The organism is Alienimonas chondri, from assembly GCF_013036045.1.
Taxonomy (GTDB): Bacteria; Planctomycetota; Planctomycetia; order Planctomycetales; family Planctomycetaceae; genus Alienimonas; species Alienimonas chondri.
Genome location: NZ_WTPX01000045.1, coordinates 17576 through 31446 on the forward strand (window position 1 = coordinate 17576; position 13871 = coordinate 31446).

General features: G+C 68.2%; 11 protein-coding genes. 8 read left to right on the forward strand and 3 right to left on the reverse strand.

The genetic code is table 11. The features are described 5' to 3' along the window. Positions 1 to 55: 55 nt before the first annotated feature. The 7 genes from LzC2_RS22200 (at position 56) to LzC2_RS08765 (ending at position 7981) form a co-directional block, all read left to right on the forward strand. Positions 56 to 3529, forward strand: coding sequence for an efflux RND transporter permease subunit (locus LzC2_RS22200; protein ID WP_171185922.1), 3474 nt, complete (start codon positions 56 to 58; stop codon positions 3527 to 3529). A gap of 72 nt (positions 3530 to 3601) precedes the next feature. After that, positions 3602 to 3949, forward strand: coding sequence for a hypothetical protein (locus LzC2_RS08740; protein ID WP_206678625.1), 348 nt, complete (start codon positions 3602 to 3604; stop codon positions 3947 to 3949). A gap of 72 nt (positions 3950 to 4021) precedes the next feature. Further along, the gene (locus tag LzC2_RS08745; RefSeq protein ID WP_171185924.1) at positions 4022 to 4261 is read left to right on the forward strand and encodes a hypothetical protein; all 240 of its coding nucleotides are present in this window, start codon (positions 4022 to 4024) and stop codon (positions 4259 to 4261) included. A gap of 76 nt (positions 4262 to 4337) precedes the next feature. Beyond that, the gene (locus LzC2_RS08750; protein ID WP_171185926.1) at positions 4338 to 4889 is read left to right on the forward strand and encodes a hypothetical protein; all 552 of its coding nucleotides are present in this window, start codon (positions 4338 to 4340) and stop codon (positions 4887 to 4889) included. 118 nt (positions 4890 to 5007) lie between these two features. Beyond that, positions 5008 to 5700: a cation diffusion facilitator family transporter gene (locus LzC2_RS08755; RefSeq protein WP_171185928.1), complete on the forward strand. Its 693-nt coding sequence runs from the start codon at positions 5008 to 5010 to the stop codon at positions 5698 to 5700. After that, the gene (locus LzC2_RS08760) at positions 5697 to 5894 is read left to right on the forward strand and encodes a hypothetical protein (RefSeq protein WP_171185929.1); all 198 of its coding nucleotides are present in this window, start codon (positions 5697 to 5699) and stop codon (positions 5892 to 5894) included. The genes LzC2_RS08755 and LzC2_RS08760 overlap by 4 nt, the downstream gene beginning before the upstream one ends. A gap of 59 nt (positions 5895 to 5953) precedes the next feature. After that, positions 5954 to 7981, forward strand: a complete 2028-nt coding sequence (locus LzC2_RS08765; protein ID WP_349771129.1) for a heavy metal translocating P-type ATPase — start codon at positions 5954 to 5956, stop codon at positions 7979 to 7981. Positions 7982 to 8146: 165 nt separating this feature from the next. Here LzC2_RS08765 and LzC2_RS08770 read toward each other — a convergent pair whose 3' ends face one another. The 3 genes from LzC2_RS08770 to LzC2_RS08780 all read right to left on the reverse strand — a co-directional run bounded on the left by LzC2_RS08770 (position 8147) and on the right by LzC2_RS08780 (position 11474). Continuing rightward, complete coding sequence (locus LzC2_RS08770) at positions 8147 to 8932, reverse strand: urease accessory protein UreE (protein WP_171185897.1); 786 nt, start codon at positions 8930 to 8932, stop codon at positions 8147 to 8149. Positions 8933 to 9216: 284 nt separating this feature from the next. Further along, entirely contained in the window at positions 9217 to 9990 is a 774-nt protein-coding gene (locus LzC2_RS08775; RefSeq protein WP_171185933.1) for a hypothetical protein, read from the reverse strand. 869 nt (positions 9991 to 10859) lie between these two features. Then, positions 10860 to 11474 carry a hypothetical protein gene (locus tag LzC2_RS08780; protein ID WP_206678626.1) on the reverse strand — a complete coding sequence of 205 codons (615 nt, stop codon included), beginning with the start codon at positions 11472 to 11474 and terminating at the stop codon, positions 10860 to 10862. A 1515-nt stretch (positions 11475 to 12989) separates the two neighbouring features. On the opposite strand from LzC2_RS08780, the gene LzC2_RS08785 reads away from it, so the two are divergent. Next, positions 12990 to 13871 (forward strand): hypothetical protein (locus LzC2_RS08785; RefSeq protein WP_171185938.1); only part of this gene is annotated, 882 nt, incomplete at its 3' end.

Genomic DNA, 13871 nt, shown 5'->3' on the forward strand with positions numbered 1-13871 from the left:
CCGGTCTCCTTCCCGGCCCCGTCTCCTCCCCCGTTTTTCCGAATCCGTCCGTCCGATGCTCAACGCGATCATCCGCTTCGCCCTGCACAACCGCGTGCTCGTGTTGGCCGGCGCGCTGCTGGTCTTGGGGCTGGGCGGGTGGCGGACCGCGGGGCTGACCATCGACGTCTTCCCGGACCTGAATCGGCCGCGGGTGGTCGTCATCACCGAGGCCCCCGGCATGGCGCCGGAGGAGGTGGAAGCCCTGATCACCTTCCCGTTGGAGACCAGTCTGAACGGGGCCAGCGGGGTGGAGGTCGTCCGCAGTTCCAGCGCGGTGGGCATCAGCGTGATCACGGTGGACTTCGCCTGGGGCACGGACATCTACACTGACCGGCAGGTGGTCGCGGAGCGGATGCAACTCGCCGCGGAAAGCATGCCGGAGGGAATCCGGCCGACGCTCGCCCCCGTCAGTTCCGTGATGGGCCAGATCTTGATGCTCGCCGTTTGGAGCGAGCCGGGAGCCGACGGGGAGCCGCAAACCGCCCCGTTGGAGTTGCGGACGCTCTCGGACTGGGTGATCCGCCAGCGCCTGTTGACGATCCCGGGCGTCAGTCAGGTGTTCGTCATCGGCGGGGGGCGGAAGCAGTTTCAGGTTCTCGTCGACCCGGACGCCCTGCGGGCCTACGGGCTGACCCTGGATCAGGTGAAGGAGGCCGTCGGCGAGAGCAACCTCAACGCCACCGGCGGCTACCTGGACGAACGCGGACCGACGGAGCTGCTGGTTCGCGGGCTGGGTCGGGCCACCACGGTGGAGGATCTGCGGAAGGTCGTCGTCACCATCCGCGACGGCCGCTCGGTGGCGCTGGAGCAGGTCGCCGACGTCGTCGAAGAGGCGCAGGTCAAACGCGGGGACAGCTCCGCGTTCGTGCGGACGGAAGTCGGAGGCGCTGGGTCGGACTCTGAGGACCCGGCGGCTGAGGGGCCGGACGCCGGGGAGGACGACGCACTTCCGGTCCCCGGCCTCTCGTCCCTCGCCCCGCCGCAGTTCACCGGCGGGCCGGCGGTCGTTCTGACGATCGCCAAACAACCCGGCGCCGACACTCGGGTCGTCACGGACGCCGTCAACGCCGCGATGACCGACCTCGCAGTTTCCCTGCCGGACGACGTGCGGGTGGAGCGGGTCTATTCGCAGCGGAGCTTTATCGACCGCAGCATAGAAAACGTCGTCGAGGCTCTCGCCGACGGCGGCGTGCTGGTGGTCGTGATTTTATTCGCCTTCCTGCTGAACTTCCGCACGACGTTCATCACCCTGACCGCGATCCCGCTGTCGATCGTGGTCACGGCGCTGGTCTTCGCCGCCTTCGGGCTGGGCATCAACACGATGACGCTCGGCGGCTTGGCCGTCGCCATCGGCGAACTGGTCGACGACGCGATCGTCGACGTGGAGAACATCTTTCGCAGGCTCCGAGAGAACAAGCAGCGACCAAGCGCCGAACGACTGCATCCGCTGGTCGTCACCTTCCGGGCGAGTACGGAGATCCGCAGTTCGATCGTGTTCGGCACGGCGATCGTCGTGCTGGTGTTCCTGCCGCTGTTCGCCTTGGGCGGCATGGAGGGCCGGCTGTTCGCCCCGCTGGGGGCCGCCTACGTGGTGAGCATCCTGGCCTCGCTGGCCGTCTCGCTGACGGTCACGCCGGCGCTGTGCTCGCTGCTGCTGGTCGGCAACCGCGGTTGGCACGTCGTCTCCCCGCTGCTGGGGCTGGGGATGAGCGCGGCGACCTTCTACTGGATCGCCCCGCGGGCCGCGGAGATCTTTCATATCGAAGCGCTGCACCCCTCGGACCCGCTGTGGTGGACGCTGGCCGCCGCCCCGGCGTTCTGGCTCGGCGTGGAGGCGCTGGACCGCGTCACCTCCGGCGGCGAGGAGGAAGGCCTGTTCCTGCGGGGCCTGCAATGGCTCGCCGGCGGGGCGATCCGCGGCGCGACGCTGTTCGCCTGGCCGGTGTTGCTGATCACGGCCGGGGCGGTGGCGGTCGCCGGGGCGCGGATGTCGACGCTGGAACGGGACTTCCTGCCGCCCTTCAACGAGGGGGCGATGCAGGTCAACGTGATTCTCGACCCCGGCACCTCGTTGAAGACGAGCAACGAGATCGGCCGCGCCGTGGAGAAAAGCCTGCTGGCGGTCGAAGGCGTGTCCTCCGTGGTTCGCCGGACCGGCCGGGCGGAACTCGACGAGCACGCCGTGACCGTCAACATCAGCGAAATGATCGTGGAGTTCGACCCGGAGTCCGACCGCGAGCGGGAAGCGATTCTCGAGGATCTCCGCGAGGCCGTCGCCGACGTACCCGGCGCCGTCGGCAGCGTGGAGGGACCGCTGGGCCACCTCATTTCGCACATGATCTCCGGGGTAAAGGCCCAGATCGGCATCAAGCTGTACGGCGACGACCTCGACGTGCTCCGCCGCAAGGGCGAGGAATTGAAGGCCGCGATGTCCGGCGTGCCCGGTCTGGTCGACGTGCAGCTCGAACAGCAGGTCACGATCCCGCAGCTGCGGATCGAGCTGGACCGCGACGCCCTGCTGCTGGCTGGCCTCCGCCCGGCGGACGTGATGGAGTTCGTCCAGACGGCCATGAACGGCGAGGTCGTCTCCGAAATCCTCGTCGGTCAGCGGACGTTCGACCTGCTGGTCCGCCTGGACGAACCGTTCCGCGAAGACTTGGAAGCGTTGCGCCGGTTGACCCTCACCACGCCGGAGGGCGGGCGGATCCCGTTGGAATCGGTCGCCCGCATCTACGAGAGCGGCGGTCCGAACACGATCAACCGGGAGAACGTCCGCCGCCAGATCGTGTTGCAGGCGAACGTCAGCGGTCGGGGCGTGGTGGAGGCGGTCGAGGACGTGAAGGCCAGCTTCGCCGACGTGGAGTTGCCGCCCGGCTACTTCCTGGAATTCAGCGGTCAGTTCGAGAGTCAGCAGAGCGCCAGCCGCACGCTGGGTCTGCTGGGGGCGGTGTCGGTGTTCGGGGTGTTCCTTGTGCTGTACACGCTGTTCGGTTCGGCGAACTTCGCGTTGCAGGTGATGGCTGCGTTGCCGACCGCGTTCATCGGCGGGGTGATCGCGCTGGTGATCACGGACCAGACGCTCACCGTGGCGGCGCTGGTCGGGTTCATCTCCCTGGCCGGCATCGCCAGCCGCAACGGCATCCTCTTGCTCAACCACTATCTGCACCTCGTGAAGCACGAGGGCGAGGGCTGGACGCGGTCGATGGTCGTGCGGGCCGGCCGCGAACGGCTGGCCCCGGTGTTGATGACCGCCCTGACCAGCGGCATCGGCTTGGTTCCGCTGGCCCTCGCCGCCGGCGAGCCGGGCAAGGAGATCCTGTACCCGGTCGCCACCGTGATCATCGGCGGGTTGCTGACCAGCACCGCCGCGGAGTTCGTAGTTCGCCCCGCCCTGTTCTGGGCGGTCGGCCGCCCCGCCGGCCGCCGTCTCGCCTCCGCGAGCGGCGCGCCCGTCGCCCTCACCGAAGAGTCCGAAGAGCACGTTTGAAGCGTTTCCCCGGGCCTCGGGACAGTCCCGTCGCCCATCGTTCCCCCCCGTTCCTGAGAGAAGGAGTTCGCCATGACCCGCCGACTGTTCCCCCTGTTCGCCGCGACCCTCGCCTTGGCGGTCTTCGCCCCGACCGCGCCCGCCGCATCGCCGGTTGAAGCGAAGGCTGACGAGATCGTCGCCTACCGGGCCGTGAAGTGGCAATCGAGTCACTTCGAGGACGCCGACAAGGCGGCGACGCACGCCAAGACGCTCAAGAAGCTCGGCTGCGAGGTGAAGACCGGCGCGCACGGCGGCCACACGGACGTCTCCCACCGCTGCCCGGAGTGGCGGGAGATCGCCCTCGCCACCCATGAAAAGGCCCATGAGTGGGAGGAGTGGCTGAAGGCGAACGGCTTTGAAACCCGCCACGCCCACTAGCCCCCGCCCGCCCGCCGCCCGGAAAGGAATGCCGGGCGATCCCTTTGGCTTCGGAGATCCGCACCGATGCGAATGCCCAAGCGAAACGTCGTCCTCGCCGCCGGCCTGCTGCTGGCCCTGTTTGCGGCGACGACCGCGGTGACGCTCACCCAGGAGCACGACGAACGGACTGCGGACTTCGTGCCGCAGCCCGTCGTTTGCGCCGTGAACCTTCTCGCCGATGCCTGGAACGGCTCGCAGGCGCAGGCGCTGTACTGCCGGTGGGACGGCCACGTCGCTGATTTTTGCGCGAACCCCTCCCACCGTCACTGAGCCGTTCGACCCGTCCCGTCCGGAGCGTCTCCGGGCGGGATCGTTCCCCCTGTTTTCATACCTCAAGGATCTGCCGATGATTTCCCCCGCCAAACCTCTCGCCGCCGTCCTCGCGCTGGCCGTTTCCGCCGCGTTCGTCGGATGCGCCCCCGAGGAGGACGAACCGCTGGCGATGGACGACGCCCCGCCGGCGCTCGCCGACGACCACGAAGGCCACGACCACGGCGCCCATCCGACTGAAGGCCTGCACGGCGGCGGGCTGATCGAACTGGGCGACGAGGAGTACCACGGCGAACTGGTCCACGACGACGCGGCCGGCGCCGTCACGATCTACATCCTCGACGCCCACGTCGAAGCGGCCGTTCCGATCGACGCCGCCGAGGTGACGGTGATGGTCGTCCACGACGGAAACCGCGAATCCTTCAAACTCGCCGCCGATCCGGACGCCGGCGACCCTGAGGGAAAATCCTCCCGGTTCGTCTCCTCCAATGCGGAACTGGCCGAACACCTCGATCACGAGGGGGAGACGGCGAAGCTGATGGTCAAGATCGACGGTCGCTCCTACAGCGGCGACATCGCCCATGACCACGATCACGACGGCGAAGGCCACGAGGGCCACGATCACTGACGCCCGCTGACGACGGGACCTCCCCCGGTGCGGCGGCGGCTGCGCCGGGGTCTTTATATCCAGAATTGTCTGTTGTAAATCCGCCCGGTGAACCACATGTACCGCACCTTGAAACGCGATGACGAAAACGACCCCCGACAATGACTCGGACGACGACCGCAAACGGAACCTCCGCCGCGGGAAATGGACCGAGATCGCCAGCCTCGCTTACAACCTGACGGAGGTGGGCGTGTCCGTCACCGCCGGGCTGATGACCGGCAGTTCCGCCCTCGTCAGCTGGGGCGCGGACAGCGCCGTGGAGAGCGCCGCCGCCGGCACGATGATCTGGCGGCTGCGCGGGGAGGAACGAGGCATCGGCCGCCGGGACGTGCTGTGGCGGAAGAAGGTCGCCCTCGGCGTGCTCGCCGGGGCGTTCGCCGTCGCCGTGGCGTTCATCCTGTACGAGGCGATCGGCAAGTTCGTCAGTCAGACACCGCCGGGCTTCAACTGGTGGGGGATCGGCATCCTGCTGGTCTCGCTGGTCGTGAACCCGGTGCTGGCGTGGGCGAAACATCAATATGGGAAGAAGCTGGACTCCCCGGCCCTGAAGTACGACGCCATCGACACCCTGATCTGCGAGTACCAGACCGTCGTGGTGCTGATCGGCCTGGGCTTGGCGAAGTGGCTCGGCTGGTGGTGGGCCGACCCGGCCGCCGCGCTGCTGATCGTGCCCTACGTCGCTTGGGAGGGCTACGAGGCGGGGCGCGACGCCTTGGCGGTGGACCCGGACGAGGAGGACGCCGACGCGAACGAGGACGAAACCTCCCCATGACCCCCTTCGACATTTTGACCGGCCTATTCGAGGCCGTCCTCTGGTACTTCTTCCTCTGGTTCGGGCTGGACTCGATCAAGAAGGAACGCAACCCGTGGTTCGCCGCGGCGGTGTTGCTGGCGCTCGGCTACGCGGCGTTCGTCGCCTGCCCGTGGGTCCGCGACACCCAAGCCTGGAAGAATCTCGCCCAATGACCGGCAATCACCCGCACGCACACGCCGGCCATACACAGGCGGTCGCCCCGGAGGAGCCGATGAGACCTGACGACGACCACCAAGGCCATGACCACGCACCCGGCGAGGGGCATGACGAAGCGCACGCGCACGGCGTGATCTTCGGCTACAACATCGAACTCGTCTTCGCCGTCGCCAGCGGGGTGTGCGTCGGCGTGGGGTGGCTGCTCGACACGTTCGCGCCGGTCCACTGGGGGGCGCCGGTGGGCCTGTACGTCGCGGCCTACTTCTTCGGCGGCTACTTCACCGTTCAGGAGGCGATCGGCAAGATCCGCCGGAGGCAGTTCGAGATCGACTTCCTGATGCTCGTCGCCGCGGCCGGGGCGGCGGCACTGGGCGAGTTCTTCGAGGGGGCGCTGCTGCTGTTCCTGTTCAGCATCGGCCATGCCTTGGAAAACTACGCGATGGGCCGGGCCCGGCGGGCGATCGAGGCGCTGGCGGAGCTCGCGCCGGACACCGCTCGCGTCCGGCGAGGCGACGACGTGATCGAGACTCCGGTCGAAGAACTGGCGGTCGGCGACACGGTGGTGGTTCGGCCCGACGAACGGATCGCGGCCGACGGGTTCGTCGTGGTCGGGCAAAGCGCCGTCGACCAGTCGCCGATCACCGGGGAGAGCATTCCCGTCGACAAACGGCCGGTGGACAACCCCGACGCCGTGGTCGACCCGGAGGCGCTGGACAAGGTCTATCGCGTCTTCGCCGGCACGATCAACGGCAGCGGCGTGCTGGAGGTACGCGTCACGCGACGGGCCGGCGAAAACACGCTGGCTCGCGTCGTGGAGATGGTCGCCGGCGCCGAAGGCGGAAAGTCGCCGACGCAACGGTTTACGGACAAGTTCCAGAGGATTTTCGTCCCAGCGGTTTTGGCGCTCGTGGTCCTCCTGCTGTTCGCCCCGCTTGTGCTCGACGAGTCGTTCGCCGAGGGCTTCTACCGGGCGATGGCGGTGCTGGTCGCCGCCAGTCCCTGCGCCCTCGCCATCGCCACGCCGAGCGCGGTGTTGAGCGGCGTCGCTCGCGCCGGACGCGGCGGCGTGCTCGTCAAGGGCGGCTCGGCGTTGGAAAATCTCGGCACGCTGACGGCGATCGCCTTCGACAAGACCGGCACCATCACCCGGGGCGAGCCGCGACTGACGGACGTGGTCCCCGGCGACGGGGTCGAGGAATCGGAGTTGCTGTCGGTCGCCGCGGCGGTGGAGGAGCTGAGCGACCACCCGCTGGCCCGCGCCGTGGTCCGCGACGCGGACGGTAGGCTCGGCAACGCCGAGCGACCGACCGCCCGCGGCCTCAAGAGCATCACCGGCCGCGGCGTGCGTGCCGACGTCGACGGCGAGGCGACCCACATCGGCAAGGACGACCTGTTCGCCGAGGTGGAGGGTCCGCCGTTGCCCGACGCGGTGCGGGCGTCGGTCGAGCGGCTGGAAGAAGCCGGGCGTACGACGATGATCGTGCGCCGCGGCGACCGCTACCTCGGCGTCCTCGGTCTGATGGATACCCCCCGCGCCGACGCCGCGGCGGTCATCCGCGAGTTGCACGACATGGGCGTCCGCCGGACGATCATGATCTCCGGCGACAACGGCAAAGTCGCCGACGCCGTCGCCCGCGAGGTCGGCATCGACGAGGCGTGGGGCGACCTGATGCCCGACGACAAGGTCGCCGCGATCGAGAAACTGCGGGCCGGCGAGGGCCGGGTGGCGATGGTCGGCGACGGCGTGAACGACGCTCCCGCGATGGCCGCGGCGACGGTCGGCGTCGCCATGGGCGCCGCCGGCTCGGACGTGGCGCTGGAGACGGCCGACGTGGCCCTCATGGCCGACGATCTGCGTCATTTGCCTTTCGCCGTGGGTCTGTCACGCAAGAGCCGCGGCATTATCCGCCAGAACCTCTGGTTGAGCCTGGGCATGGTCGCCTTCCTGGTCCCGGCGACGATCTTCGGCCTCGGCATCGGCCCCGCCGTCGCGCTGCACGAGGGCTCGACGTTGATCGTTGTTTTCAACGCCCTGCGGCTGCTCGCATACCGCCAGTCGGCGCCTCGAACGGCGACCGCTTGAACGCGAAGACTTTCACGCTCGCGGCGTGATCGAACGTCGACACGACCCGCGGCTCTGCCGTCGGGCCGCGCCGGACAGCGTCTGAGCGACGATCGTTCTCGAAAGAGAACCGGCCGCCGCCTTCGGGGGCGGCGGCCGGCGAGGTCGTGACCGACGTTCCGTGCCTCATCGCACGCGGTCGCGGGACCCAGCGGCAAGGAAGGCCGCGGGATCGGCCCGTACGTCACGGACGCAGTCTTCGCAGCAGACGAAGACGGCTTGGTCGCCGACCGGCACCTTCCACGGCGTCCCCATCGCGCCCAGCCTGCGGTCCTCGACAGGGCAGATGACTTGGTCGTACAACGCTTCGCGGTCGGCGGCGGTCGCCCGCACGGGCAGACCGACCGCCGGCGGGGCGACGATCCGCGTCGTCTGTCGCACGACGACGCCGTCCGGCCCTGCCCCCGGTACGCCGTCCAACCGCACCGCCACGGCGACCCGCCGGCCGGCGACCTTGCCGAGGTTCAACGGCAGCGCCAGCGGTTCGGGGCGCCCATCGAGGTCGCGGGTCGGGGCCAGTTCGTACCGGTATTTCCTCTCGCTGCCCTCGACCCGCAGCGCCGCCACGCCGCTGACGCGGTCCGTCGGCAGGGCGCGGCCGTCGGCGTCGGTCAGCCAGAAATGCAGGCCGGCGTGATCGACCAGGGTTTCCACACGCAGACGCCCGAACCGGTCCACCTCGCCGCCGTGCGCCCCGTGGTCGTGCCCGGCGTGTTCGCCGCGTAGGCCGCTGTGGTCGTGCCCCGCATGATCGTCGCCGGGGGCGCCGTGGTCGTGCCCGGCGTGGTCCCCGTGGTCGTGGCCCGCATGATCGCCGTGGTCGTGGCCCGCGTGGGGGTCGTAAGCGGACTGGGCCGCGGCGACGTTCGCCGTCAGCAGGGCGAGAGCCGTGGTCGACAACAGAGTCTTCATCAGAGTTTCCTTTGATCGGGGCATCGCAGTGGGTTCCGGCAAGGACCGAAACGGCAGGCAAACTCCTTCGCATACCTCATGCCGGTGTGAGCGAATCGCTCAAGAAGCTCGCTCTATGCCATAAATCAAGATCCAACACTCGCTTCCACCCCGGCTCCGAGACACAATCGATGATCAATCCGATCCAGCGTGTTGCACAAACGACAACACTCTGCAGCCCGGGTGGAGTGTGCGGTGAGTAGAGAAGCGAGGCGGGACCGACGCTGGCATTGAGGAGAGGGACGTTACCACTGCCTTCGCGCACGTTCGTCCGAAGAGTCCAGAAGTACTGCTGCGCCGCCGGGTGTCGGGTTCTGCGGCGTGGCTTGCGGCCGACAACCGACGCCGGCGCATCCCGCAGGCCGGTTGCGGGTACGGGAGGGGGTGTGACCCGTCCCACGGAATCGGTCGTCGTTGACTATGTAGAACGCCTGCTGAGCGATCGCGGGCAGGGTGCGGTAGTAGGGTCCGCCGACGGCGTACTCGAACCAATCCCCCGTATGGTCCGGGTGCAAGAAACCTTCGACGTGCATCGCCTGATGGAGCATCACGGCCGCCATGTCCGAGGCGAGCCGGTCCATCCCCGCCGTGTCGTTCGTGTAGACCGCCGGCCGCTTCCCGGCCTCGTCAAAAAAGGACCGGACGTTCAGTTCCAACCACGGATCGCCGAGCGGGGCCGCCGCGGCGTACCCGTCGCACTGCCGGCAGATGTCGTACATCACGAGTTGTCGTTCACTCTTCCGTCCGTAACGGAACTTCCCGTCACGCAGCAGGCGGTCGAGATCGTCCGTCGAGAACTGCCCGAAATCGAGCAGCGAAGGGGCGTCGTCGAAAACGCCGGCTTCGTCGGCCAGACGCACCGCCGCGTCGTGAACCGATCCGTCCCGCAGGCCCTCGTGCAACAACCGCGTCGCCCGATCGAGAACTTCCACCACCCAGTAGTCCCCGACCTTCACGTCCTGGTACGCCGTCAACAAGAGTTCGGAGAACCCGATGTCGTCCGGGGCGAGGTGGGACACGGCGGTCGGCGGGCGGGGGGATACGAAAAACGGCCGCCCGACGGGGATGTCGGGCGGCCGCGGCTCACGCATGATTGAGCCAGATCTGCGCGGCCAGGGCGGCGAACACCACCAACTTCATCAGAACGAGGATTTCCTCCCTCTGACGCCGTCGGCTCGGATGCCGGTACCTGGTGAGCGCAGACCATAAGGTCCGTCTTTTTCGCATCTCACCCTCCTTGGTTGTTTAGCCTTAGTGTTTTCAACTGCCGGGCCTCAGCAGCACTTCCTTTGGGATTGGTAGGAAGCGAACCAAATAGCGATTGGACAAAGGATTGTCGGCGAGGTGAGACCGGATGCAAGTGCCGACCGGACGGGCCTTCTCTGGATACCGGCCGCTGCCTGGCTCGGACAACGGCGGAGAAGCGTCATCGCACGCCGTGTACCATGTTCTCTGCGGCGGCGCGGTATCGCGTCGGCTCGTCGACGCCCGCCTCGGCGAAATCGACAGCTATCGGCTCCGACGAATGAAAAACGCCGCCGATCCCCCGAGGGAACGACGGCGTCGGCTCACTAATAGATGAGCCTGACCATGCGAACGAGAGTGCAAATGCACTCCAACATCACCACAAGCCGCACCAGAAAAATGAGTTCATCCCTCTGGTAAGCTGCGAGTTCCGCCGTGTTCCATGGTCGTCCTATTCTCCTATCCTTTGCCATTGCTCCCTCCTGGAGTCTTTACGTTTCGGTCGAGTTTCTTCCCGCCTGACCGTGACGGCGGTGTCCCCTATCTTTCTCAACCCGGGACGAAGGTTGATTGCGCGGGAAGGTGGGTTTTGCGGAGGGAGGCTGGACGGCGTGCGTCGATTGTCTGGCAATCCGGGCCGGATTCAAGCCGATTTTGGACCGGGCGTGCCGCCCGCTGACAGCGGCGGGCGGTGAAAGAACAGGCAGTCCTTCGGCAGCTGCGACAGGCCCGCACGCTTGCGGCGGGCGTTGACGGCCCGCAGGAGCCGGCACAGCTGCCCGCGGACCGGGGCGTAGCCGCGGTAGGGGATCGCGTAGAGCCGGGCCGCCAGCGCGTCGGCGGACAGCCGCGTCGCGTGGTGTTCCAGGCTCGCCAGCAGTTCGCGGTACGGGGTCTCGTCGATGCGGACGTGGACCCGTCGGCGGGACTGGTCCCGGCCGTCACGGCGGAAGCTGACGGAGTAGCCGCCGACCCGCAGGGGGTGCTGGCGGAAGTCCCGCACCCCGCCGGCTTCCTCGGCGAACAGCGGGTGGTCCCCCTTGGTGGCGAACAGGAAGAACCGCCGGCCGTGCCGGAGGTAGCGGACGTTCGCCCGGCCGGCCTTCTTCCGCCGCCAGCGGGTGCTGTTCGGCAAGTTCGCCGCGTATTTGGCGATCAACTTGGCGTCCACGGCTGCGGGGTCTTTGCCGGCCGGCACGAGACCGGCGACGTAGAACCAGTAGCCGCGGCAGACCACGGACGCGGCGAGGTACTGCACGAGGTCGTGCGGGCTGTCGAAGAGAATCCTTTGCGCCGGCAAGTCGCCCCGTGAGTGCTCTGGGTTGATCAAGGTGGGAGCTGATTGGTCAAAGGCTCAACTCCCAAAGCCGGAAAAACAGTCGGGGGCGAGCTACGAAGAGCGAACTCCACGCAGCAACTACATTCATAAGATGAAGCTCTTCCAATCTATGAACGTACCCGCTTACAAATCCTTCGACCGACATCCCGAGGTCCAGACGGATCTCGGGCGTCGGCCGTCAGAAGGGCAATCTCGGCCGGACCGTCCGCCAGGACCGTCCGGCCGAAACCGCCTTGCCACCTTTCACGGGCGGACCCGAAGGTCCGCACCCGGCGGCACGCGCTTTTTCACCCGTGCGAATCGCACGGGATGTCCGTCGGCGCTTTCGTCGTCCGTTTGGATACCCGGTTGCCAGACCGAGCCGGAACGAGCCCCCACTGCCTTGCAGGGGACATCGCCGGGGCTCCCGCCCCGCTCTCTACTTGCGCCACACTCCCGCTCTTGAGCGTTTGGAACACGCCGCTTGTCACAGCGGCGCACCGGGAACCACCCCGGCCGCTCAAGAGCTTCCCGCATTAGCCGTTCGCGTCGTCGATGGAGTCTCGTGGCTATCCGGTGTGACCCGGAAGGTCGCGGCGGTACGCGCCCCCGCCAAGGGGGCCGCAGTCACCGCCGCCGGCGCTCTCGCGCCGTCGGACGTTTTCTGGGAGGCGAACGTAGAAGCCCTCCCGTACCCGTCCGCCGCGACCGTTCGCGGTTCGGCTCCGACTCTCCATCGACTCACCCCAAAGCGGTCGCCCGCCTTTCCCGGTTGAGCTATTCGCCGCCTGGATCTCCCAGGACGCCGGGCCGACTGGCCCGGTACCCGACATCGCTGTCGGGCAACTCCCCGGTGGGGCCGGGTTGAACGCGGTCGCAAGACCGTCGAACCCCCCGGACGGGATTTGCGGCTCACTCCCCGAAGGAAGGAGCCGCTCACCCGCTTCGCGCAACGACGGCCCGGGGCGTTGCCAGCGGCAACACCCCGGGTCTGTCTGCGTCGCCCATGACCACGCCCCCCGCGAGGGATCGGGTCGAACCGCGGGATTACTCTGCACAGGTTCGCCTCCCATACGAGGGGAGAGAACTTGCGTGCAGGATTAGTCCGCGGAGCCCCCGTCGAGCTGGACAAGCTCGTCTCCGAGCATCCAGCTCTACAGACAGCAGCTGACGGTTGGTATTTTCCATCCCCTTAGACTCGGCTGGCGGCCGAGCTTTACCGGGTGCTGCTCGCGCATGCGCCGCGTCGGCCACGCCCGCCCTTCGTCCGCTGGATTGTGCCAGCGGGTTTCGGGCCGGAAGCGTCGCGCCTTCGTGACGACTCGCCCCAAAACGGGGCGATACGCCGGCAGACATAGCGCAGGCTCGCGGGTTTGTCTCCCGCTCAAGCGGAAAACCTCTCCGGCCGTTCCTCGGGCGTTGCGCCGGAGCCTCGATCCGTCGTAGCGTTGCCTGATGACCCGCCGAGCCGAACACGGACGCGACCGCTCCCCGCTGCTGAACGCGCGGTTCCTGGCGGCGTCGTTCTGCGGGTCGGTCGGGGCCGCGCTCGTCGGCGAGTTCGCCGGCCTGCCGGAACAGATCTCTTTCCTGGCGGTGTTGGTAAGCGCGTTGATCGGTCTTCAACTGGGGCGGATGGAGTATTCCGAGGCCCGGGACCGCGAACACGCAGGCTTGCTGGCCGCGCTCCGCCCCCCGCGCGGACTGGTCGGCGACCCGGAACTGCTGGCCGTCCACCGGGGACTGACCGACGCGCTGGCGTCGCTTTCGGCGGTCGGGGACGGGACACTGCGGCGATCCGCCCTCCTGCTGCTGGGCGAATTGCACGCCGGACTCCACGAGATGGCCGACGGACGGCTCACTTTCGACCGCACGGAAACGTGGCGCACGGTCTACGAACGGCTCCTGCGCAGTCCCGAGGTGGACCGCTACCGCTCCGCCGCGTGGTTTCGCACCGCCGACTACTGGCAGGACCCGCCGGGCCGGGCGAGCCTCGCGCTCAACTACGAACTCGCTTCCGCCGGCCTGTCGATCCACCGCGCGGTCATCGTGCCCCCGGCTCTTTGGCCCGCCGGCGATCCGCTCCCCGGGCCACCCGTCCGGGCGTGGGCGGACGGGCAGCACGTCCGCGGCATCTGGGTGACGCTGGTGCGGGAGGAGGACGTGCGGGACGAACCGGACCTGCCGGTGGATCTCGGCCTCTACGGGGACCTGGCGGTCGGCTACCAGACGGTAGACCCGGACGGGCGTACCCGCCGGTTCGAGTTGGACTATCGGGAGGCGGAGCGGATGCGGGCGGAGAACCTCTGGGAACGGCTGGCCCTGTACGCGGTGCCG